This window comes from Serpentinimonas sp. SSL01, assembly GCF_056323735.1.
Genome location: NZ_CM150487.1, coordinates 1791726 through 1813661 on the forward strand (window position 1 = coordinate 1791726; position 21936 = coordinate 1813661).

General features: G+C 66.6%; 16 protein-coding genes. 11 read left to right on the top strand and 5 right to left on the bottom strand.

Features of this window, described 5'->3' with window-relative positions; translation table 11 throughout:
* The first annotated feature begins 16 nt into the window (after nucleotides 1-16).
* The 6 genes from ACVMK0_RS08450 to ACVMK0_RS08475 all read left to right on the top strand — a co-directional run bounded on the left by ACVMK0_RS08450 (nucleotide 17) and on the right by ACVMK0_RS08475 (nucleotide 8828).
* Nucleotides 17-1804: a GmrSD restriction endonuclease domain-containing protein gene (locus ACVMK0_RS08450; RefSeq protein ID WP_476463521.1), complete on the top strand. Its 1788-nt coding sequence runs from the start codon at nucleotides 17-19 to the stop codon at nucleotides 1802-1804.
* Nucleotides 1801-2640 carry a DUF4391 domain-containing protein gene (locus ACVMK0_RS08455; RefSeq protein WP_476463522.1) on the top strand — a complete coding sequence of 280 codons (840 nt, stop codon included), beginning with the start codon at nucleotides 1801-1803 and terminating at the stop codon, nucleotides 2638-2640. The genes ACVMK0_RS08450 and ACVMK0_RS08455 overlap by 4 nt, the downstream gene beginning before the upstream one ends.
* 31 nt (nucleotides 2641-2671) lie before the next feature.
* A complete protein-coding gene (locus tag ACVMK0_RS08460; protein WP_476463523.1) occupies nucleotides 2672-4711 on the top strand; it encodes a site-specific DNA-methyltransferase in 2040 nt (679 codons plus the stop codon).
* A gap of 10 nt (nucleotides 4712-4721) precedes the next feature.
* Entirely contained in the window at nucleotides 4722-7730 is a 3009-nt protein-coding gene (locus tag ACVMK0_RS08465) for a type III restriction-modification system endonuclease (protein ID WP_476463524.1), read from the top strand.
* 52 nt (nucleotides 7731-7782) lie between these two features.
* Nucleotides 7783-8583 (top strand): exodeoxyribonuclease III, encoded by an 801-nt coding sequence (locus ACVMK0_RS08470; RefSeq protein WP_476463525.1) that lies wholly within the window; start codon nucleotides 7783-7785, stop codon nucleotides 8581-8583.
* Nucleotides 8584-8690: 107 nt separating this feature from the next.
* Entirely contained in the window at nucleotides 8691-8828 is a 138-nt protein-coding gene (locus ACVMK0_RS08475) for a hypothetical protein (RefSeq protein WP_476463526.1), read from the top strand.
* 19 nt (nucleotides 8829-8847) lie between these two features.
* Here ACVMK0_RS08475 and ACVMK0_RS08480 read toward each other — a convergent pair whose 3' ends face one another.
* On the bottom strand, nucleotides 8848-9759 hold the full coding sequence (locus ACVMK0_RS08480; RefSeq protein WP_476463527.1) for a 5'-nucleotidase: 912 nt from the start codon (nucleotides 9757-9759) through the stop codon (nucleotides 8848-8850).
* Nucleotides 9760-9914: 155 nt separating this feature from the next.
* Between ACVMK0_RS08480 and ACVMK0_RS08485 the strand changes: the two genes are divergently transcribed.
* Nucleotides 9915-11534 carry a peptide chain release factor 3 gene (locus tag ACVMK0_RS08485; RefSeq protein WP_476463528.1) on the top strand — a complete coding sequence of 540 codons (1620 nt, stop codon included), beginning with the start codon at nucleotides 9915-9917 and terminating at the stop codon, nucleotides 11532-11534.
* Here the strand turns inward: ACVMK0_RS08485 and purN are convergent.
* Complete coding sequence (gene purN / locus ACVMK0_RS08490; RefSeq protein ID WP_476463529.1) at nucleotides 11531-12136, bottom strand: phosphoribosylglycinamide formyltransferase; 606 nt, start codon at nucleotides 12134-12136, stop codon at nucleotides 11531-11533. The genes ACVMK0_RS08485 and purN overlap by 4 nt on opposite strands.
* Nucleotides 12137-12161: 25 nt before the next feature.
* Here purN and ACVMK0_RS08495 point away from each other — a divergent pair, with 25 nt between their 5' ends.
* The 3 genes from ACVMK0_RS08495 (at nucleotide 12162) to ACVMK0_RS08505 (ending at nucleotide 15454) form a co-directional block, all read left to right on the top strand.
* Complete coding sequence (locus tag ACVMK0_RS08495; RefSeq protein WP_082027325.1) at nucleotides 12162-12890, top strand: YceH family protein; 729 nt, start codon at nucleotides 12162-12164, stop codon at nucleotides 12888-12890.
* Nucleotides 12891-13075: 185 nt separating this feature from the next.
* On the top strand, nucleotides 13076-14257 hold the full coding sequence (locus ACVMK0_RS08500; RefSeq protein ID WP_476463530.1) for an acyl-CoA dehydrogenase family protein: 1182 nt from the start codon (nucleotides 13076-13078) through the stop codon (nucleotides 14255-14257).
* A gap of 21 nt (nucleotides 14258-14278) precedes the next feature.
* Nucleotides 14279-15454 carry an acyl-CoA dehydrogenase family protein gene (locus ACVMK0_RS08505; RefSeq protein WP_476463531.1) on the top strand — a complete coding sequence of 392 codons (1176 nt, stop codon included), beginning with the start codon at nucleotides 14279-14281 and terminating at the stop codon, nucleotides 15452-15454.
* Between the two features lies 1 nt (nucleotide 15455).
* On the opposite strand, the gene ACVMK0_RS08510 is transcribed toward ACVMK0_RS08505, so the two are convergent.
* The 3 genes from ACVMK0_RS08510 to ACVMK0_RS08520 form a co-directional block, all read right to left on the bottom strand.
* Nucleotides 15456-17624: a hypothetical protein gene (locus ACVMK0_RS08510; protein ID WP_476463532.1), complete on the bottom strand. Its 2169-nt coding sequence runs from the start codon at nucleotides 17622-17624 to the stop codon at nucleotides 15456-15458.
* A gap of 114 nt (nucleotides 17625-17738) precedes the next feature.
* Nucleotides 17739-19928, bottom strand: coding sequence for a catalase/peroxidase HPI (gene katG, locus ACVMK0_RS08515; protein ID WP_476463533.1), 2190 nt, complete (start codon nucleotides 19926-19928; stop codon nucleotides 17739-17741).
* A gap of 152 nt (nucleotides 19929-20080) precedes the next feature.
* A complete protein-coding gene (locus tag ACVMK0_RS08520; protein ID WP_045537918.1) occupies nucleotides 20081-20638 on the bottom strand; it encodes an HNH endonuclease in 558 nt (185 codons plus the stop codon).
* A gap of 196 nt (nucleotides 20639-20834) precedes the next feature.
* On the opposite strand from ACVMK0_RS08520, the gene ACVMK0_RS08525 reads away from it, so the two are divergent.
* Nucleotides 20835-21896 carry a bifunctional riboflavin kinase/FAD synthetase gene (locus ACVMK0_RS08525; RefSeq protein WP_476463534.1) on the top strand — a complete coding sequence of 354 codons (1062 nt, stop codon included), beginning with the start codon at nucleotides 20835-20837 and terminating at the stop codon, nucleotides 21894-21896.
* The last annotated feature ends 40 nt before the right edge of the window (nucleotides 21897-21936 follow it).

Below are 21936 nucleotides of genomic sequence, written 5' to 3' on the forward strand. Positions count from 1 at the left end.
TGGATCGCATGTTCCTATGAGCTTCCGCACCGCAGAACCCGCACTGAAGGACGTTCTCGACGCCATCGCTGCCGGTCAGATTCAGCTGCCCGACTTCCAGCGCGGCTGGGTCTGGGATGACAACCACATCCGGTCGCTGATCGCGAGCCTGTCCCTGTCGTACCCCATCGGCGCCGTGATGTTCCTGGAGGCCGGCGGTGTGCCGTTCAAGCCCCGGCTGTTCGCCGGCGTGCAACTGCAGCCTGCGCCCAAGCCCAAAACCCTGGTGTTGGACGGCCAGCAACGCCTGACCTCGATGTACCTGTCGCTGCGCAGCGGCCAGCCCGTGCCCACGCGCACAGAGAAGGGTGCCAACATCCGCCGGCTCTACTTCCTGGACATGGCCAAGTGCCTGGATCCGGACGCCGACCGCGAGGAAGCCGTCATCTCGGTCCCCGAGTCGCTGCAGGTCACCTCGGACTTCGGCCGCAAAGTCGACCTTGATGTGAGCACGCCTGAGCTGCAGTACGCCCAGCGCTTGTTCCCGGTGGCGCTGCTGTTCGACATCCAGGGCTTCATGACCTGGGAGAGCGGCTTCAGTGCCTACCACCAGTTCGGCGCGGAAGCCATGCAGTTCATGCAGAAGTTCCGCAACGAGATCTGGCTGCGATTCCAGCAGTTCAAGGTACCGGCCATCGAGCTGACCCAGGACACGCCACGTGAGGCCGTTTGCCAGGTCTTCGAAAAGGTCAACACCGGCGGCGTCACGCTGACCGTGTTCGAGCTGATGACCGCCACCTTTGCAGCGGACGAGTTCAACCTGCGCGACGACTGGGACGCCCGGCGCGAACGGTTGACCGCCAAGCACGACGTGCTGGAGGCCGTGGACGGCACGAGCTTCCTGACTGCCGTCACGCTGCTGGCCAGCTACCGGCGGCACCTGGCCCAGAAGACAGCGGTGAGCTGCAAGCGTGCCGACGTGCTGAAGCTGGATCTGGCCGACTTCAAGGCCCTGGAGGCGGCCCTGGAGCTGGGCTTCAAGCGCGCAGCCGAGCTGCTGGCCGAGGAGAAGATCTTCGACGAGCGCAGCCTGCCCTATGCCACGCAGCTGATCCCACTGGCCGCGATCTGCGCCCACCTGGGCGAACGCACAACCCTGCACGGCATCAAGCAAAGCCTGTTGCGTTGGTACTGGAGCGGTGTGCTGGGCGAGCTGTACGGCGGCGCCAACGAGACGCGCTTCGCGATGGACATGCAGGACGTGGTGGCTTGGGTAGACGGCGGCACCGAACCGCGCACGGTGCGCGATGCCAACTTCGCGCCCACCCGCCTGCTGTCGCTGCAAAGCCGCCTGGCAGCGGCCTACAAGGGGCTGGCAGCCCTGCTGATGAAGCATGGAGGGCGCGACTTCGTCAGCGGCACGCCCATCGACCTGAACACCTACTTCAACAACGCCATCGACATCCACCACATCTTCCCGCGTGCGTGGTGCGAGAAGCAGAAGCTGCCCAAGGACAAGTGGAACAGCGTGATCAACAAGGCCCCGCTGGCCGCCGGCACCAACCGCTTCATCAGCGGTGACGCCCCGAGCGTCTACCTGGGCCGGATCCAGAAAGCCAAGCAGGTGCCGCCGACCAGCCTGGACGAGTTCCTGGCCTCGCACGTCATCCCCGTGGCTGCATTGCGCGCAGACGACTTTGACGCCTTCATCCGCCTGCGCGCTGGCGCATTGCTGGCGCTCATTGAAGCCGCCACCAGCAAGACCGTGTCGGGCCGCGACAGCGAGGACACCGTCAAGGCCTTCGGAGCTGCGCTGACCCCATGACGGCGACGCACCACCTCACCGCCGACGACGTGGTTAAGGCGCTTGCCTTGCCCGAGCGCGCACGGGTGGACCAGCGCGTGCCCAAGAAGATGCTGGCCGAGCACGGCGCGCCGACGGCGGCCGACCGGCGCCTGCTGACCGACGGCATCGAGGAACTGCAGTGGATCGCCGCGCTGAAGCCCGGCACCGTGGCCATCCCCGAGCACCGTGCCGACGGGCGCGAATACCTGGAAGTGGCCGTGCTCGGCGTGCAGGTGCGTGCCACGCATGGCAAGGCATCGCAGTGGCTGCGGTTGGCCGAGCTGGTGCACCGGGCAGTGCCCTACCCCGTGCTGCTGATCCAGGCGCTGGCGCCGGGCGCCGCAGCAGCGTCCGAGGCCTCGACACCGACGCCGCCGACCCAGCTCGCCCTCAGCCTCGCGCACAAGCGCGCTGCGCAGAACGAGGCGGGCAAGGTGGTGCTCGACGGTGAACTGGTCCGCTCCGAGCTGATGGGCGCCAACAGCGCTGCCGCCTCCGTGGTGGGCCCGCTGCTGGAGGCGATGGCCCTGGACCGCCAGCCGCATCAAGACCTGATGGCCCTGTACCAGGGCTGGATGGACTGCCTCACCGCAGCGGAGGCTGCCCGCCTGACCGGGAACTTCCGCCTGCCCAGCGGCCCCCCCGCAGCTGCCGCCCAGCGTGACGCGCTGCGAGCCTGCCAGCGACTGGAACAAGAAGCGGCGCGCCTGCGTAGCCAGGCCGCCAAGGAACGACAGATTGCTAAGCAGGTGGACCTGAACCTGGCGCTGCAGCGACTGCAGGCCGACCTGAACGAGGCCCGTGCGCGGCTGTGACGCGCGCAACCCGACAAACAAGAACGACCGAATGAAAGACCCGAAGATGCAGAAGATCGAAGCGACCAGCCCGGAGGCCCAATCCACCAACCTGGTGGCCGACAACGTGGCCCAGCTGAAGGCGTTGTTCCCGGAACTGGTGACCGAGGGGCCGCACGGCCCGGCCGTCAACCTGGACGTGCTGAAGGCGCTGGTGGGCGACGCGAAGGTGACCGACGCCGAAGAGAAGTACGGCCTGAATTGGCACGGCAAGCGTGCCGCGCGACAACTGGCCTTGACGCCCAGCACCGGCACGCTGCGCCCCTGCCCGGACGAAGGCGTGGACTGGGACACCACGAAGAACCTGATGATCGAGGGCGACAATCTCGAAGTGCTGAAGCTGCTGCAGAAGAGCTACGCGGGCAAGGTCAAGCTGGCGTACCTCGACCCGCCGTACAACACTGGGAAGGACTTCGTGTACCCGGACAGCTTTCGGGACAGCATCCAGAACTACCTGGAGCTGACCGGTCAGGTCGAGGGTGGACGCAAGATCAGCAGCAACACCGAGGCCAGCGGGCGGTTTCACACCGACTGGCTCAACATGATGCTGCCGCGCTTGAAGCTGACCTGGGCGCTGCTGCGGCGGGACGGCGTGGTGTTCATCTCCATCGACGACCGCGAGCTGACCAATCTCCGGATGGTTGCTAACGAGGTCTTCGGCGAGGAGAACTTCGTCGCGACCGTCAGCGTCGTCAACAACATGAAGGGCCGCAACGACAAGAAGCACGTCGCAGCCTGCCACGAGTATGTGGTGATCTATGCGGGGCCGGCCTTCCGCTCCAACGGCTTGCCGTTGACCGATGAACAGAAGGCTGCGTTCAAGTACGCGGATGACAAGGGCAACAAGTACGCGCTGCGGGACCTGCGAAAGCGCGGCGGACCGGACAAGCGCGAAGACCGACCGAACATGTACTTCCCGATCTTCTGGGACGAGAAGACCGGTCGGGTGTCTCTGGAGCGATTGGCACCGAGTGACTGCGAGATCCTGCCGATACGCGGCGACGGCGTAGAAGGTCGCTGGCGGTGGGGCATTGACAAGGTTCGCAAGCACCTTGACTGGATGCACCCGAAGCGCTCAGACCGGACCGGTCGGCTGGACGTGGAGCATCGGGTCTATCTCGATACCTCTATCGCCATTGAAGACGAGCCCGATGACGATGAAGAGGACGAGGGCGTCGTTGAGCGTACGTCAAAGCCGAAGTCGTTCTGGTTGGGGGGAGAGTTCTCCACCGATAGCGGCAAGCGAGCCCTTAAAGAGCTGTTGCCTGGAGAAGTGTTCGACTTCCCGAAGTCCATCGACTTCCTGCGCACATGCATCCTCCTTGGCACGAGTGGCGACGACATCGTGATGGATCTGTTTGCGGGATCGGGAGCAACGGCCCAGGCGGTGATGCAGCAGAACGCAATCGACTCGCAGTCTCGCCGCTTCATCTGCGTTCAGCTTCCGGAACCCTTGGACCCGTCCGACAAAGCGCAGAAGGCCGGCGCCTCGCTCTGCGACAAGCTGAAGAAGCCGCGCAACATTGCCGAGCTGACCAAGGAACGCATCCGTCGCGCTGCCGCAAAGGTGAAGGCCGAGAACCCGCTCTTTGGTGGCGACTTCGGCTTCCGCGTCTTCAAGCTGGACTCGTCCAACATCCGCGCTTGGAACCCAGCAGCAGACGGCATGGCTCAGACCCTGCTGGCTCACGCTGAACATCTTCTGCCGGGCCGCACGGACGACGACGTTCTGGCCGAACTTCTGCTGAAGCTCGGTCTTGACCTTTGCGTGCCAACGCAGGCCCGAGCTGTCGCTGGCAAGCAGCTCCGGAGCGTTGCTGGGGGCGTGCTCATCGCTTGCCTGGATCCACAGATTCAGGCAAGCGATGTCGAGCCCCTCGCTCAGGGCATCATTGCCTGGCACAAGGAGCTGACCCCGGCCGGCGACACCACCTGCGTGTTCCGCGACAGTGCCTTTGCCGACGACGTAGCCAAGACCAACATGGCCGCGATCCTGGAGCAGAACGGCATCGCCAACGTGCGCAGTCTGTGAGGCCGATGCGATGAAGCTTCACTTCGAGCCCAATCTGGACTATCAACTCCAGGCCATCGAGTCGGTCTGCGACCTGTTCCGTGGCCAGGAGATCTGCCGCACCGAGTTCACCGTCACCATGAAGCTGCCCGACCAGCAGCTAACGCTGGGCGTGGCCGACACCGACAAGGGCCTGGGCAACCGCCTCACCCTCGTGGACGACCAGTTGCTGGACAACCTGCGCAGCGTGCAGCTGCGCAACGGCCTGGCGCCGTCGAGCACCTTGGCGTCGGGCGACTTCACGGTGGAGATGGAGACCGGCACCGGCAAGACCTACGTCTACCTGCGCACGATCTTCGAGCTGAACAAGCGCTACGGCTTCACCAAGTTCGTCATCGTGGTGCCGTCGGTGGCCATCAAGGAAGGCGTCTACAAGTCGCTGCAGATCACCGAGGAGCACTTCAAGAGCATGTATGCCGGCGTGCCGGTGGACTTCTTCCTGTACGACTCCAGCAAGCTGGGCCAGGTGCGTAACTTCGCCACCAGCGCCACCATCCAAATCATGGTGGTGACGGTGGGCGCCATCAACAAGAAGGAGGTGAACAACCTCTACAAGGACAGCGAGAAGACCGGCGGCGAGAAGCCCATCGACCTGATTCGCGCCACGCGGCCCATCGTCATCGTGGACGAGCCGCAGAGCGTGGACGGCGGCCTCAGCGGCGCCGGCAAGGCCGCGCTGGACGCGATGAACCCGCTATGCACCCTGCGCTACTCGGCCACCCACGCCAACAAGCACCACATGGTGTACCGGCTGGACGCCGTGGACGCCTACGAGCGTAAGCTGGTCAAGCAGATCGAGGTGGCAGCGGCCACCATCGAGGACGCGTTCAACAAGCCCTACGTGCGCCTGCTGGAGGTGAGCAACAAGAAGGGCATCTCGGCCAAGGTGGAGCTGCACGTGCAGACGGCCACCGGTGCCAAGCCGCAGGTGCTGACCGTCAACGACAGAGACGACCTGCAGCAGCTGGCCAAGCGTGCGGTGTACGCCGACTTCCGTGTCGGCGAGATCAACACCGCCAAAGGCGAAGAGTTCATGGAGCTGCGCTACCCCGGCGGCGAGGTTTACCTGGCCCTGGGGCAAGCCCACGGCGAGGTGGATGCCCTGGCCGTGCAGCGCGAGATGATCCGGCGGACCATCAAGGAACACCTGGAGAAGGAGAAGCTGCTGCGGCCCAAGGGCATCAAGGTGCTGTCGCTGTTCTTCATCGAGTCGGTGGCGCGCTACCGTCAATACGACAAGGACGGCAACCCGGTGAAGGGTGACTACGCCCGCATCTTCGAGGAAGAGTATCGGCGCGCGGCCAAGCTGCCGGCCTTCCAGAGCCTCTTCGGCGAGGTGGATCTGGCCCAAGAAGCCGCCGCCGTGCACGACGGCTACTTCTCCATCGACAAGAAGGGCCGCTGGGCCGACCCCGAGTTAGACAAGGAAGGCGGCCTGAAGAACGAGACCAGCCGCGCCGACGCCGAGCGCGGCTACAACCTCATCATGAAGGAAAAGGAGAAGCTGCTCACCTTCAGCACGCCGCTGAAGTTCATCTTCTCCCACTCGGCCCTGAAGGAAGGCTGGGACAACCCCAACGTCTTCCAGATCTGCGCCTTGCGCGAGATGGGCAGCGAGCGCGAGCGCCGCCAGACCCTGGGCCGGGGCCTGCGCCTGTGCGTCAACCAGGACGGGCAGCGCGTCTACGGGCACGACGTGAACCGGCTGACGGTGATTGCCACCGAGTCCTACCAGGAGTTCGCCGACCAGCTGCAGAAGGAGATCGAGGCCGACACGGGTATCCGCTTCGGCATCGTCGAGCAGCACCAGTTCGCCACCATCGCCATCACCACGCCCGACGGCAAGGTGGCCCCGCTGGGCGCGGACCAGTCCAAGGCCCTGTGGGACCACCTGCGCGCTGCCGGACACATCGACGCCAAGGGCAAGGTGCAGGACTCGCTGAAGATCGCGCTGAAGGACGGCAAGTTGGCCTTGCCCGAGGCCTTCGAGCCCTACCGGGGCCAGGTGGCCGAGCTGCTGCGCAAGGTGACCGGCCGCGTGGAGGTGAAGAACCGCGATGACCGCGAGACCGTGCCGCTGCGCAAGGGTGCCGACGGTAAGGCGGTGACGCTGAGCGAGGACTTCAAGGCGCTGTGGGACCGCATCAAGCACAAGACCACGTACCGGGTGCAGTTCGACAACGACAAGCTCATCCGCGACTGCACGGCCGCGTTGACCCGTGACCTGCACATCGCGCGAGCCCGGCTGCAGTGGCGCAAGGCGGAGATCGGCATCGGCAAGGCCGGCGTGGAGGCGCGCGAAAAGGAAGGCGCCTACACCGTGACGCTGGACGAGGCCGACATCGAACTACCCGACCTGCTGACCGACCTGCAGGACCGCACACAGCTGACGCGGCGCACCCTGGTCAAGATTCTGACCGAGTGTGAGCGGCTGGACGACTTCAAGCGCAACCCACAGCAGTTCATCGAGCAGGCGGCCGAAATCATCAACCGCTGCAAGCGCATGGCCCTGGTGGACGGCATCCGCTACCAGCGCCTGGGCGACGACGCCGTCTGGGCCCAGGAGCTGTTCGAGACCGAGGAGCTGACTGGCTACCTGACCAACATGCTGCGCGACACCAAGCGCTCGATCTACGAGCACGTGGTCTACGACTCGGCCACCGAGCGCGACTTCGCCGACGCCCTGGAGAAGGACGACGACGTGGTGCTGTACGCCAAGCTGCCCGGCTGGTTCAAGGTGCCCACCCCGCTGGGCAACTACAACCCTGACTGGGCCGTGCTGGTGAACAAGGACGGAACCCGGCGCCTGTACTTCGTGGTCGAGACCAAGAGCAGCCTGTTCACCGACGACCTGCGCAACAAGGAGAGCGCCAAGATCGAGTGCGGCAAGGCGCACTTCAAGGCCCTGGCCGTCGGCGAGAACCCTGCGCGCTACCTGGTGGCGCGGTCGCTCAGTGACGTGCTGACAGCTGTGGAGTGACGATGACTCCTTGTGCACCGCCCCCAAGATCCACGACCTTTGATAGCCAACTATGAAAATCATCACCGCGAACCTGAACGGCATCCGTTCGGCGGCCACCAAAGGCTTCTTCGAATGGCTCCAACAGCAAGATGCGGACGCCCTCGGCGTGCAGGAAGTCAAGGCGCAGTCTGACGTAGTTGAAGGCACCTTCTGCCAATTCGCGGGACTGTCTGGCCACTTCCATTACGCCGAGAAGAAGGGCTACTCTGGCGTTGGCCTGTACACCCGCGTCGAGCCGAGCGACATCGTGGTGGGCTTCGGGGTCCCTGAGTTCGATGCAGAGGGGCGCTGGATCGAAAAGCGCTTCGACAAGCCCGGTCGGAAACTCAGCATCATCAGCTGCTACTTCCCCAGCGGCTCTAGCGGCGAAGACCGCCAGCAGGCCAAGTTCCGGTTTCTCGACGCGATGGCACCTCATCTGGCCAAGCTGAAGCAGCAGCGCGAATTCATCCTCGTCGGCGATGTGAACATCGCTCACAAGGAAGCTGACCTGAAGAACTGGAAGAGCAATCAGAAGAACAGCGGGTTCCTGCCCGAGGAGCGAGCCTGGGTGACCCAGCTGGTGGGCATCGACAAGGGCCAGGGCGGCCTCGTGGACGTGTACCGCCGTCTGCATCCGGACACCACGGACACCTGTTACACGTGGTGGAGCAACCGGGGTCAGGCCTATGCCAAGAACGTCGGTTGGAGACTGGACTACCAGTTCGCAACTCCTGGCATTGCCGCCCTTGCGCGATCTGCCGCCATCTACAAGGAGCAGAAGTTTAGTGACCACGCACCTCTCACCATCGAGTACGACCTGTCGCTGTGAGGGGCCTCGGTGACGACTGCGCACGCCAGGCGACCGGCGCACGCTGTGGCGCTGGCCAACCCTAAGGGGTACGTAAGTTGCGTCGCGCCTTGGAAATCGGCATAAAAATGCAGGTTTTTTGTCGCACTGACTACCACCTCGCCACCCCGGCGTTGGCGGCGGCGGCGCGCAGCGCACAGGTGCACAAGGCGCAGCGCTTTTCGGACCATGCGCCGCTGACGCTGGACTACGACTGGGCGCTGTGAGGCGCCAGTAAGGGCGGCCTCAATCCGCCCCGCTGTACGCGTTGGCCACCCCGCTGGCCACATGGCCCGAGGGCACGTGGCGCGCGGCGTGCTCGATGTGGCCGGTTTGGTCGTCGAAAAAGAAGTCGGGCTCGAACTCGCGCAAAAACTCGCCCTTGGGCAGGCCGCCCAAAAACAGCGCCTCATCGACCTCGATGTTCCAGTTCATCAGGGTGCGGATGGCGCGTTCGTGCGCTGGGGCGCTGCGCGCCGTCACCAGCGCGGTGCGGATACGCATCTGCGCCGTGCCCGCGCTTTGCAGCCGGTGCAGCGCCTCGAGCAGCGGCTTGAACGGCCCGCCCGGCAGCGGCAGACTGGCCTTGCTCACTTCGTGCTGCTGAAAGGCGTTCAGCCCTTGGGCCTGATAGACGCGCTCGGCCTCGTCGGAAAACAGCACCGCGTCGCCGTCGAAGGCGATGCGCACTTCGTTCGGGTGCGCGTCGCTGGCGTGCACCGACTGCGGATAGACCTGCGCCGCCGGCACCCCGACCTCGAGCGCGGCGCGCACGTCGCTTAAGTGCGTCGACAAAAACAGGTTCGCGCGCAGCGGCCGCAGGTAGCGCCAAGGCGGCTGGCCGCGCGTGAACACGCCGCGCTCGATCGACAGACCATAGTGCTGCGCCGAGCGAAACACGCGCATGCCCGAAACCGGGTCGTTGCGCGACAAAATCACCACCTCGACCCGCGGCTGCGCGGCGCTGTTGAAGCGCATCAGCTTTTGCACCAGCGAAAACGCCACCCCGGCAGCGGCGGGCTGCTGCAGCCGCTCGAGCTGCAGTTGCATGTAGGCGCGGTCGTCGCTTTGCTCGAAAACCCGGTTTTCGGCCTCGAAATCGAACAACGCACGCGACGAGATAGCGACCACGAGCTGGCCGTCGAGGGTGGTGGGCATGGTGGCTTCATTCTCGCATGGGGCAGGTGCCTGCTCCAGCCTATCTGCTCAAGCCGCCCCAATGCGCTTGTGGAGTGGCCAAGCGACACAAACCCGCTAGCGGAGCCTGGATTGGGTTTCAGACTCCGCTAGCCAATCCCGGATAATCCCACCCCATGCCCGATCTCGCCCTCGAGGTGCGCCGCCGCCGCACCTTTGCCATCATCTCCCACCCCGACGCCGGCAAGACCACCCTGACCGAAAAGCTGCTGCTGTTCTCGGGCGCGATCAACATCGCCGGCTCGGTCAAGGCGCGCAAGGCCGCGCGCCACGCCACCTCCGACTGGATGGAGATCGAAAAGCAGCGCGGCATCTCGGTGGCCAGCTCGGTGATGCAGATGGAGTACCGCGACTGCGTCATCAACCTGCTCGACACCCCCGGGCACCAAGACTTTTCCGAAGACACCTACCGCGTGCTCACCGCCGTGGATGCGGCGCTGATGGTGATCGACGCCGCCAATGGCGTCGAGCCGCAGACGCGACGCCTGCTGCAGGTCTGCCGCGCACGCAATACGCCCATCCTGACCTTCGTCAACAAAATGGACCGCGAAGTGCAAGCGCCGCTGGACCTGATGGACGAGATCGAGCGCGAGCTCGGCATGACGGTGGTGCCCTTTACGTGGCCGGTGGGAATGGGCAAGCTGTTTCATGGCGTTTACGACCGACGCTCGGACCAGATGCGGGTGTTTGATGCCGGCGCCGACCGCGTGGGCGGCGACGAAGAGGTGCACGCTGGCCTCGACAACCCGGAAAGCGCCCGGCGCTTTGGCTTGGAATGGCAGCAGGCCAAAGAGGAGATGGAGCTGCTGGCTGGCGCCGCCCCGGCTTTTGAGGCCAGCGCCTTTTTGGCCGGGCAGCAAACGCCGATGCTGTTTGGCTCGGCGATCAACAACTTTGGCGTGCGCGAGGTGCTCGACGCGCTGGTCGATCTGGCCCCGCCGCCGGGCCCCAAACCGGCCTTGCAGCGCACAGTGCAGCCGACCGAACCCAAGTTCAGCGGCGTGGTGTTCAAAATCCAGGCCAATATGGACCCGGCGCACCGCGACCGCATCGCCTTTGTGCGCTGCGCCAGCGGGCATTTCGAGCGCGGCATGAAGCTCAAGGTGGTGCGCTCGGGCAAAGAGCTGCGCCCCAACACCGTGGTCAGCTTTCTGAGCCAACGGCGCGAACTGCTCGACGAGGCCTTTGCCGGCGACATCATCGGCATCCCCAACCACGGCGTGCTGCAACTGGGCGACACGCTCACCGAAGGCGAGGCGCTGCAGTTCACCGGGCTGCCGTTTTTTGCGCCCGAGATCATCCGCAGCGTCGAAGTGGCCGACCCGCTGCGCGGCAAGCAGCTCAAGGCCGGTCTGACGCAGCTGGGCGAAGAAGGCGCGATCCAAGTCTTTAGGCCGATGGCGGGCACGGTGCTGATGCTGGGTGCCGTGGGGCAGTTGCAGTTTGAGGTGGTGCAGCACCGGCTCGAGAGCGAATACGGCGTCAAGGCACGCATCAGCCCCAGCCCCTACCAGGTGGCGCGCTGGGTCACCTGCGCACCCGAAGACGGCGGCGAGGCCGAGCTCAAGCGATTCATGCAAGCCAACCTGCACCGCATGGCCTGGGACGCGGTCGATGCGCCGACGCTGCTGGTGGACCACCAAGCGACGCTGCGCGCCGTCGAGGCCAATTGGCCCAAAATCCAGTTCCACGCCATGCGCGAGCACGCGGGGCTGGTGTTTCACAAGGCGCTCTAGGCGGCTGCCGCCAACCAGCGCTCGACCGCGCGCGGGTAGATCAGGTGCTCTTGCGTCAGCAGCCGGGCGGCCAGGGTGGATGCGGTGTCGTCGGGCAGCACCGGCAGCACCGCCTGCTCCAGAATCTGGCCGCTGTCCACCTCGGCGGTGACGTGGTGCACCGTGGCCCCGACAAAGCGGCAACCCAGATCGAGCGCGCGCTGGTGCGTGTGCAGCCCCGGAAACGCCGGCAGCAGCGAGGGGTGGATGTTGAGCAGGCGCCCGGCGTAGTGCTGCACAAAGTCTGGCCCCAAGATGCGCATGAAACCCGCCAGCAGCACCAGCGCCGGCCTGCCGTGGGGGTCGAAGCGGTCGATGGCCTGCATCAGCGCGGCGTCGAAGGCGGCGCGGCTGGGGTAGTGTGCGTGCTCGAGCAGCGCCGTGGGCAAGCCCTGCGCTTGCGCCCAAGCCAGCCCGCCCGCCTGCGCCCGGTTGCTGAGCACACCAGCGATGCGCGCCCCGAAGCGCTGCTCCCAGTGCTGCTGCTGCGCCGCGCGCACCAAGGCCTGCATATTCGAGCCGGTGCCCGAAATCAGTACGACAATGTTCTTTGTTGCAACCATACAGATGCCTAGTGTAATGACTCCCATGAACCTGCCCGACCCTGCTGCGGACCCCAGCGTTGCCCCCAACGAGCACGACACCCCATCGCCCACCGCCTTCGAGCCGCTGACGGCGGTGCAGGCGCGCGTGCTCGCCACCCTGATGGAGAAAGCGCGCACCGTGCCCGACAGCTACCCGCTGACCCTCAACAGCCTGCTCTTGGGCTGCAACCAAAAATCGGCGCGCGACCCGGTGCTCAACCTGAGCGAGAGCGAAATCGCGCTGGCGCTCGACGGCCTGCGCCAGCGCACCCTGGTGTTCGAGAGCAGCGGCGGGCGCGTGCCGCGCTTTGAGCACAACTTCCAGCGCGCCGTGGGCGTGCCCGAGCAAGCCGCCGTGCTGCTGGGGCTGCTGATGCTGCGCGGGCCGCAGACCGCGGGCGAGCTGCGCCTGAACGCCGAGCGCTGGTACCGCTTCCTCGACATCGCTTCGGTCGAGGCCTTTTTGGAGGAACTGCAGCAGCGCCCGGCGCAAAAGGGCGGGCCGCTGGTGGCGCTGCTGCCGCGCCAGCCCGGTGCGCGCGAGCCGCGCTGGGCCCATCTGCTGTGTGGCGCACCGGCACCCGAGTTGCTGGCCGAGGCGGGGGGCGCTGGGCTGGGAATTGGAAAGGGGACGGAGCTGGCAACCCAACTGGCCGCGCTGGCCGAGCGCGTGCAGGCCCTAGAGCAGCAGGTGCAGGATTTGCAGCAGCGGCTGGAGCAGGCCGGGGTCTGAGCAGGCGTTGGCCCACAAGGGCCTTTGGCTGCTGCAGCCTAGGCCAGTTTTTGTGGTACGGCCCTACCCTGCCCGGCCCCACTCGGCCCTGCCTGAACCCGCTGTCACCGCCCGGACAGCGCTGTGAAAGGGTGCGTGCTACAAAGCGGTGATCGCACCACGACGCCACACAGGAGACCCGCCCCATGGACTTGGCTTTTACGCCCGAAGAACAGGCTTTCAGAGCCGAAATCCGCGCCTGGGTGCGCGCCCACCTGCCGCCCGAACTGGCGCACAAGGTGCACCACGCCCTGCGCCTGAGCCGCGACGACCTGCAAGGCTGGGCCCGCATCCTCGGGCGCAAGGGCTGGCTGGCCAGCGGCTGGCCCAAGGCCTTCGGCGGCCCGGGCTGGACGGCGGTGCAAAAACACCTGTTCGAAGAAGAATGCGCCCTCGCCGGGGCCCCGCGCGTCATCCCCTTCGGCCCGGTGATGGTGGCCCCGGTGATCATGGCCTACGGCAACGCCGAGCAGCAGCAGCGCTTCCTGCCCGGCATCGCCAGCGGCGAGGTCTGGTGGTGCCAAGGCTACAGCGAACCCGGCGCCGGCTCCGATCTGGCCAGCCTCAAAACCCGAGCCGAGCACCGGGGCGACCACTACCTGGTCAACGGCCAGAAAGCCTGGACCACGCTGGGCCAGCACGCCGACTGGATTTTTTGTCTGGTGCGCACCAGCCACGAAGGCAAGCCCCAGAGCGGCATCAGTTTTTTGCTGATCGACATGAAATCGCCCGGCATCACGCTGCGCCCGGTGCGTCTGCTCGACGGCGAGTACGAAGTCAACGAGGTCTTTTTCGACGATGTGCAGGTGCCCCTCGGCAACCTGATTGGGGCCGAAAACAAGGGCTGGAACTACGCCAAGCACCTGCTCAGCCACGAGCGCACCAACATCGCTGAAGTCAACCGCGCCAAGCGCGAACTCGAGCGCCTCAAGCGCATCGCCCAAGCCGAAGGGGTGTGGAACGACAGCCGCTTTCGGGATCAGGTCGCGCTGCTTGAAGTCGATGTGGTGGCGCTCGAAATGCTGGTGCTGCGCGTGCTGTCGGCGGAAAAATCGGGCAAAAACCCGCTCGACATCGCCGGCTTGCTCAAAATCCGTGGCAGCGAAATCCAGCAGCGCCTGGCCGAGCTGATGATGCTCGCCGCCGGCCCCTTTGCCCTGCCCTGCATCTTTGAAGCGCTGGAAGCCGGCTGGCAGGGCGACTTCCCCGGCGGCCTGAGCGCCAACGCGCCCCTGGCAGGCACCTACTTCAACTTGCGCAAAACCACGATTTACGGCGGCAGCAACGAGGTGCAACGCAACATCGTGGCCCAAACCCTGCTCGGCTAAGCCCCCTTTTTGGAGACCGTGATGGATTTCAATTTTTCCGACGAGCAACTGCAGCTGCGCGAGGCCGTGCAGCGCTGGGTGCACAAAGCCTACCCCTTCGAGCGCCGCCGCGCCGCTGCCGCCGCCGGCGGCTTTGATCGTGCCGCTTGGAACGAACTGGCCGAACTCGGCCTGTGCGGCCTGACCGTGACCGATGCCCACGAGGGACTGGGGCTGGGCGCGGTGGAAGCCATGCTGGTGCAAGAGGAGCTGGGGCGCGGCTTGGTGCTCGAGCCCCTAGAGCAGACCTTCGTCGCCGCCTCGGTGCTGCAGGCCTTTGCGCCCACCAGCGTGCAAGCGCAGTGGTTGCCGCGCCTGGCCAGTGGTGCGGCGCTGCTGGTGCTGGCGCACGTGGAGCGGGGCTTGCGCCACCGGCTGGGGGCCGTGGCAACCCAAGCGGTCGCGCAGCCGGCTACTTCGCAAGCGGGGCGGCCTAGTGCCCAAAGCGCGGGGCAAGCCGAACCACAGGGCGAAATTTGGCTGCTCAACGGCGCCAAGAGCCTGGTACCCGCCGGCGACTGCGCCGACGCTTTTCTGGTGCCGGCCCAGACCGCGCAGGGGCTGGCGCTGTTTTTGGTGCAACGCAGCGCCGCCGGGGTGCAAACCCGAGCCTACCAAACCCAGGACGGCAGCCGCGCCGCTGAAGTCGGCTTTGCGCACAGCCCGGCGCAGCTGCTCAGCGCCGATGGCTTGGCGGCGCTGGAGCGGGCCGCCGACGTCGGCATCGCCGCCGCTTGCGCCCAAGGCGTGGGCGTGATGGAGCAAACGCTGGCACTCACGCTCGAATACCTGAACACACGCCAGCAGTTCGGGGTGCCCATCGCCAGCTTTCAGGCCCTGCGCCACCGCGTGGCCGACATGAAAATGCAGCTCGAGCTGGCGCGCAGCATGAGCTACTACGCCACCCTCAAGCTCGGTGCGCCCGCCCCCGAACGGCGCCAGGCGCTGGCGCGCGCCAAGGTGCAGCTGGGGCAATCGATGCGCTTCGTTGGCCAGCAAGCGGTGCAGCTGCACGGCGGCATCGGCGTCACCGACGAGTACATCGTGAGCCACTGCTTCAAAAAGCTGACGCAGCTCGAGCTCACCTTGGGCGACACCCTGCACCACCTCGACGAGGTGTCGGCGCGCATGGGCGCCAGCGCCGGGGTGTTTGTCTAATTCAGCGCAGCAGCAGCCAAGTCAGGGCCAGCACCAGCATCAGCATCAGCAAGGCCGTCAAAGCATACCAGGACCAAGGCCGTTTGGGTTCGGCATAGGGGTCTTGTAGGCTGCGCTCGGCCCCAGCAGGCAGCTGCGCCACACCGGTGAGCGCCGCCCCGAAGGGGATGTTGAGCCGCGCCCGGATGTTGACCGCCCAGCCGTTGGCGTCGAGCAAAGGGCCTAGGTTGCGCTGGCGCAGCTTGAACCAAGCCAACAACATCGCCGGGCCGGAAATCAGCAGCAGCAGACCCACCAGCACCAGCGGCATCTGCCACAGCGGCAGGCGCAAAAAACCGCCCATGATCGCGGCCAGCGCCGTGCCCAGCGCCCCCAGCGCCAAGCCGATGGCGGCAAAAATACCCGCAAAGCGCGCGATGTCGAAGGCCTGCGCGGACACCGGCGCGGCCGCACCCGGCACTGCTGCCGCCGCCCCGGCTGCCGATTGGGCCTCGACGTTTTGCTCGCGCGCCGCCGCCAGACGCTGCGCCTGGGCGCTGATGAATCGGGCCAAACGCCGGTATGGCATCCAAAACGCTTGCCGCACGCTGATGGGTGCCTCGACCACGCGCAGCACCTGCGCCTTCCAGTCGCGCCCTTGGCGGTCGTAAAAGAGCGCATTGCGCCCGGCCACCAGCATCTCGTCGGCGTCGCCGCCGGTGAGGGCAGCGACGATGGTGATTGGCTCCTCGTCGGGGCGCACGCATTCGCAGTAGAGCAGGTAGGCGCCCGAGAGCGGGGCCAATTCGCTGTGGCGCTCCAGATCGGACACGCGCAGGCACAGCGTGCAGCTGCGCTGGTCAATGTAGAGCGTGCCGGCTTGGAAGATGGCCGGCTCTTTCTGGCCGTAAAAATCGCTCAGGTTGACGAAGTTGCGCAGCAGCGGCACGAGGTCGCGGCGCAGCCGCAGCAGCAGCTCGAGCGCTTCGATGCCGGCGGCACTGGCATCGGCGCTGCGGTCTTGTTCGATCAGGGCCGCCAGCCGAGCCGGCGCGGGGCTGTCGAGCAACTGGCGCAGCGCGGCCGGGCTCCAGTCGGCCAAGGTGCCGGCAGGGCGCGCCGCCAGCCAGGCGCGGCAGTCGGCCAAGCGCGCTCCCAGATCGCCCCACTGGGCGGACGTCAGCGCTTCGCAATCGCCCAGCAGCGGTTGCACCGCCACCTCGCGCAGCGCGGCCAAGCGGCTCTGCCACGCCGGGTTGACCCCTGCGCACAGAGGCAGAGCGGCCCCCGGCTGCACCCGAGCCAGCGGCAAGGCTGCCAGTTCGGCGCTGGCTGCGTGCAGGGTGAGGGGGGCCATCTCGGTGTAGCGCGCCTCGTCTGGGTTGAGCGCCGCCTCGGCGCGGGGGTCGAAGTCGAGCAGCCGGCAGCGGGTAAAAAAATCGTCCACCTTGGCCTGCACGGCGTCGTAGGCTTGCAGGGCGGCCGCTTCCTGTAAACCCGAGAGCGGCGGCGCATTGGTTGCCGCTTCTGGCGGCACTGTACCCGGCCCGTGCGGGGCGCTCAGGTGCCAGTCCAGCGCCTGCTGCGCCTGCTCCAAAAAGGCCGTCAGGCCCGCTTGCGTGGCCCCGGGCTGGCCGCTGCGGTCGGTCTGAGCGCCTTGGGTGGCGATGAGGTGCGCGATCAGCTCGGCGCAGGCGGCGTCTGGGGCCAGCTCGGCCGGCACCACGCCGTCACCGTTGGGCAGTGTGGGCGGAAACAGGCGCGCCGGATCGCTCAGGTCGTCTAGGCACAGCTGCTCGGCTGTGGCTTTGCCCAGGCGCTGCAGCACCTGCTGCGCGGCGGCAAACAGGGAAGCCCCGGCTGCCGTGTCGGAGCGCAACGCATCCAGCGGCAAGTCGGCACCGGGTTGAAACAGCAGCTGTGGGTTGTGCAGCTGCTCACAGACCCAGCGCACCGCGTGCAGCAGCTCAGGCACCCGGATGCTGCCGTCGCCGTCGGTGTCGATGCGCTGCAACGTGCGGCTGTCGAACTCGAGGCCACTGGTCGGGCAGGCGAGCACGGCCCACAGCTTTTGGTCAAGCTGATCGAGGCTGCGCAAATCCTGCGACGTTTCGATGCGCACTTGGTCAAAGCCGCCACTGCGAAAAAAACGCCAGCGATGCAGGCCGCTCATCTCCAAAGCTTCGCCCATTGTTGCCTCCAAAGAAAAAACCGCTGCCAGCGACCCAAGTGGCTGACAACGGTTGCAGATCCTAGCACTTTGCGCGGACCCGGTGCCACCACCGCACCGAGCCCGTGCGCTGTATCAACGCAAGTCGAAGCGGTCCAGCTCCATCACCTTGACCCAAGCGGCGACAAAGTCCTGCACGAACTTGCGCTCGTTGCCGCGCTCGGCATAGACCTCGGCCAGGGCCCGCAGTTGCGAGTTGGAGCCAAACACCAGATCGGCCACGGTCGCGGTCCACTTCAGGGCGCCGCTCTTGCGGCAGCGGCCCTCGAGCACGTGCGGATTGGCGGCCGAACGCGCCCACACCGTGCCCATGTCGAGCAACTGGGTGTAGAAGTCGGTCGAGAGCACGCCGGGGCGCTGCGTGAACACGCCGTGGCGGCTGCCGCCGCTGTTGGCCCCGAGCACGCGCAGGCCACCCACCAGCACCGTGAGTTCGGGCGCGGTAAGGGTCAGCAGCTGCGCGCGGTCAATCAGCAGCTCGGCGGCGTGGGCTTCGCAGCCGGGAGCAGCGTAGTTGCGCAAGCCGTCGGCGCGCGGCTCGAGCACGGCAAACGAGGCCACATCGGTTTGCTCGGGCAGCGCGTCGGTGCGCCCGGGGTGAAACGGCACCTCAATGGCATGGCCCGCAGCCTTGGCCGCTGCCTCCACCGCTGCGCCGCCAGCGAGCACGATCAAATCGGCCAGCGAGACTTTTTTGCCCGAACTGGCGTTGAAGCGCTGCTGGATGGCTTCGAGTTGGGCCAGCACGCTGGCGAGCTGCACCGGGTCGTTGGCGGCCCAGTCTTTTTGCGGCGCCAGCCGGATGCGCGCGCCGTTGGCGCCTCCGCGTTTGTCGGAACCGCGGAAGGTGCTCGCCGCGCCCCAGGCCGTGGCCACCAGTTGCGCCACGCTCAGGTTTGATGCCAGTACCTGGGCTTTGAGCGCCGCCACGTCGGCGGCGTCGATCAGCGGCTGCGTGGCGGCCGGCAGCGGGTCTTGCCAGATCAGCACCTCGGGCGGCACCAGCTTGCCCTGGTAGCGCGCGCGCGGCCCCATGTCGCGGTGCGTGAGCTTGAACCAGGCGCGGGCAAAGGCGTCGGCGAACTCGGCCGGGTTTTGCTGAAAGCGGCGCGCGATTTTGTTGTAGGCCGGGTCGAAGCGCAGCGCCAAGTCGGCGGTGGTCATCATGGTCTTGACGCGCTTGGATGGATCGTGCGCGGCCGGGGCCAGGTCTTTGTCGGCCACGTTGACCGGCTCCCACTGCCAGGCGCCGGCCGGGCTCTTGACCAGATTCCAGTCGTAGCCAAACAGCATCTCGAAGTAGCTGTGGTCCCACTGCGTCGGGGTCGGGGTCCAAGCGCCTTCGATGCCGCTGGTGATGGTGTCGCCGCCCTTGCCCGTGCCCAGGCTGTTGGCCCAGCCCAAACCCTGTTGCTCGATCGGCGCGCCTTCGGGCTCGCGCCCCACGTGCGACTCCAGCCCGGCCCCGTGCGCCTTGCCAAAGGTGTGGCCACCGGCCACCAAGGCCACGGTTTCCTCGTCGTTCATGGCCATGCGCGCGAAGGTCTCGCGGATGTCGCGCGCCGAGGCCAGCGCATCGGGCACGCCGTTGGGGCCCTGCGGGTTGACGTAAATCAGGCCCATCTGCACCGCGCCCAGCGGTTTGGCCAGATCGCGCTCGCCGCTGTAGCGCTTGTCGCCCAGCCACTCGGTTTCGGGGCCCCACCAGATGTCGTCCTGCGGCTCCCAGATGTCGGGGCGGCCACCGGCAAAGCCAAAGGTCTTGAAGCCCATCGACTCCAGCGCCACGTTGCCGGTGAGGATGAGCAAATCGGCCCACGACAGGTGCTTGCCGTACTTTTGCTTGATCGGCCACAGCAGGCGCCGCGCCTTGTCGAGGTTGCCGTTGTCGGGCCAGCTGTTCTCGGGGGCAAAACGCTGCGCGCCGTGGCCGGCACCGCCGCGGCCGTCGTGGATGCGGTAGGTGCCGGCGGCGTGCCAGGCCATGCGGATAAAGAAGGGGCCGTAGTGGCCGTAGTCGGCCGGCCACCAGTCTTGCGAGTCGGTCATCAGCGCCTTGAGGTCTTGCACCACAGCGTCGAGGTCGAGTTCGGCGAAGGCTTTTTTGTAATCAAAGTCTTTGCCCATCGGGTTCGATTTGCAGCCGTGCTGGTGCAGGATGCGCAGATTGAGCTGCTCGGGCCACCAGTCGCGGTTCGAGCGCACGCCCGCCACCGCCGGGGCGGTGGGCGCACCGTGGAAAGGGCATTTGGATTCGGTCGTCATGGTCTCATCTCCTGGTTGAAAAAGTGGACGGGGGGGGTGGACAGGTGCGTACAGTGTAGGCCGAGGCTATCGGGTGCGGGGATTGGTTTTGTCTAATCGATCAATAGGATCGGTGCGCGGTTGCGGGCCGGCCAATTCGCGCTGCACCGTGCTCAGGCGTGCAGCCGCGAGTGGCGTGGCAGGCGCGCGGCCAGAAACTCCATCTGGTCGGCCAAGATGCGGCGGTTGCGCAAAATAAAGTCCTCCCACAAGCTGGGCACGTAGGGGGTGTAGAGCAGCGGCATGCGCGCTTGTTCGGGCGTGCGGTTGCCCTTGCGGTGGTTGCAGCTGCGGCAGGCCGTGACCACGTTCATCCATTGGTCGCCGCCTTTTTGGGCCAGCGGCCGGATGTGCTCGCGCGTGAGAAACGATTCGGGGAACGAGTCGCCACAGTAGGCGCACAGGCTGCGGTCGCGGGCGAACAGTTTTTCGTTGTTCAGGCTGGGCTTGAGCTCGAAGGGGTTGATGTTGGGCACGCCGACCGTGCCGATGATGGAGTTGACCTCGATCACCGACTGCAGCCCGCTGGCGGCGTTGATACCGCCCCGAAACCGCGCCACGCGCAGGCCCGCCTCCCAGCGCACCTCGCCGGCTGCGTAGTGCAGCACGGCCTGCTCTAGGCTGATCCACGACTGCGGCACGCCCTGTGCCGACAATTTCAAGACCTTCACCAAACCTTGCCTCCGCGTGCTTTGGCCTTGGCCGCCACGCGCCGCGCAGCCACCCGAACCACCACAGAAACCCGGCCCACCGGCAACCTAGCCAAGGCAGCGGCGGGCAGAGGCGAAACCCATGTGGGTTTGTGTCAATATAGCGCGCTTTGGTTGCGGTTCGGCGACACCCGGCCCAAATCTTTACCCTTTACGCATGAAAATCATCCAAGGCATGGCCAACCTGCTGCGCCAGACCCGCTCCCAAGGGGGCTGCGCGCTCACCATTGGCAACTTCGACGGCGTGCACCGTGGCCACCAAGCCATGCTGGCGCTGCTGGGCAATGAGGCGCGCCACCGCGGCCTGCCCAGTTGCGCCCTCACTTTCGAGCCGCACCCGCGCGACTATTTCGCGCAAAAATACCGCCAGCCCGATCTGGCCCCGGCGCGCATCGCCACCTTGCGCGACAAGCTGCACGAGCTGCGCCGCTGCGGCGTGGAGCGGTGCGTGATCCTGCCCTTTGACGAGCGCTTGGCGACGCTGCCGGCGCAGGCCTTCATCGACCAGGTGCTGATCGGGGCGCTGGGCGCGCGCTACGTGCTGGTGGGCGACGATTTCCGCTTTGGCGCCCAGCGCCGCGGCGACTACGCGCTGCTCGATGCCGCAGGCAGCGCCCAGGGCTTCGACGTGGCGCGCATGATGAGCTACGAGGTGCACGGTCTGCGCGTCTCCAGCTCCGAGGTGCGCGAGGCGCTGGCCGCTGGCCGCATGACCGATGTGGCCGCCCTGCTGGGCCGGCCCTACGCCATCAGCGGCCACGTGGTGCATGGGCGCAAGCTTGGGCGCGCGCTGGGCGCGTCGGCCAGCGGGGCCGACGACGGCTTTCGCACCCTGAACCTGCGCTTTGACCACTGGAAGCCCGCCGCCAGCGGCATTTTCGTGGTGCAAGTGCACGGGCTGGACCCAGACCCGGCGGCACCGCCGCTGCCCGGCGTGGCCAACCTCGGGGTGCGGCCCTCGCTCGACCCCGACGACGCCAACGGCGGCCGGGTGCTGCTCGAGACCCACTGCCTGGCCTGGCCCGAGCGCGTGCAGCAGGCCCTGCGCGGCGCCACCACGCCGGGTGAGGCCTACGGTAAAATCATTCGCGTCGAACTGCTGCACAAACTGCACGACGAGCTGCGCTACGATGGCCTCGAGGCCCTCACACGCGGCATCGCACAAGACTGCGCCGACGCCCGCGCCTGGTTTGCCGCCCGGTCTGCAGCCCCCACCTGAGCGCGCCCCTTGGGGCGGGCGCGGCACCCTCTCTGTCAGC

What these genes read in the sequence shown, in the direction of transcription:
- ACVMK0_RS08450 (WP_476463521.1), top strand. Translation starts at nt 17, where the DNA reads ATGAGCTTCCGCACCGCAGAACCCGCACTGAAGGACGTTCTCGACGCC.
- ACVMK0_RS08455 (WP_476463522.1), top strand. Translation starts at nt 1,801, where the DNA reads ATGACGGCGACGCACCACCTCACCGCCGACGACGTGGTTAAGGCGCTT.
- ACVMK0_RS08460 (WP_476463523.1), top strand. Translation starts at nt 2,672, where the DNA reads ATGAAAGACCCGAAGATGCAGAAGATCGAAGCGACCAGCCCGGAGGCC.
- ACVMK0_RS08465 (WP_476463524.1), top strand. Translation starts at nt 4,722, where the DNA reads ATGAAGCTTCACTTCGAGCCCAATCTGGACTATCAACTCCAGGCCATC.
- ACVMK0_RS08470 (WP_476463525.1), top strand. Translation starts at nt 7,783, where the DNA reads ATGAAAATCATCACCGCGAACCTGAACGGCATCCGTTCGGCGGCCACC.
- ACVMK0_RS08475 (WP_476463526.1), top strand. Translation starts at nt 8,691, where the DNA reads ATGCAGGTTTTTTGTCGCACTGACTACCACCTCGCCACCCCGGCGTTG.
- ACVMK0_RS08480 (WP_476463527.1), bottom strand. Translation starts at nt 9,759, where the DNA reads ATGCCCACCACCCTCGACGGCCAGCTCGTGGTCGCTATCTCGTCGCGT.
- ACVMK0_RS08485 (WP_476463528.1), top strand. Translation starts at nt 9,915, where the DNA reads ATGCCCGATCTCGCCCTCGAGGTGCGCCGCCGCCGCACCTTTGCCATC.
- purN (WP_476463529.1), bottom strand. Translation starts at nt 12,136, where the DNA reads ATGGTTGCAACAAAGAACATTGTCGTACTGATTTCGGGCACCGGCTCG.
- ACVMK0_RS08495 (WP_082027325.1), top strand. Translation starts at nt 12,162, where the DNA reads ATGAACCTGCCCGACCCTGCTGCGGACCCCAGCGTTGCCCCCAACGAG.
- ACVMK0_RS08500 (WP_476463530.1), top strand. Translation starts at nt 13,076, where the DNA reads ATGGACTTGGCTTTTACGCCCGAAGAACAGGCTTTCAGAGCCGAAATC.
- ACVMK0_RS08505 (WP_476463531.1), top strand. Translation starts at nt 14,279, where the DNA reads ATGGATTTCAATTTTTCCGACGAGCAACTGCAGCTGCGCGAGGCCGTG.
- ACVMK0_RS08510 (WP_476463532.1), bottom strand. Translation starts at nt 17,624, where the DNA reads ATGGGCGAAGCTTTGGAGATGAGCGGCCTGCATCGCTGGCGTTTTTTT.
- katG (WP_476463533.1), bottom strand. Translation starts at nt 19,928, where the DNA reads ATGACGACCGAATCCAAATGCCCTTTCCACGGTGCGCCCACCGCCCCG.
- ACVMK0_RS08525 (WP_476463534.1), top strand. Translation starts at nt 20,835, where the DNA reads ATGAAAATCATCCAAGGCATGGCCAACCTGCTGCGCCAGACCCGCTCC.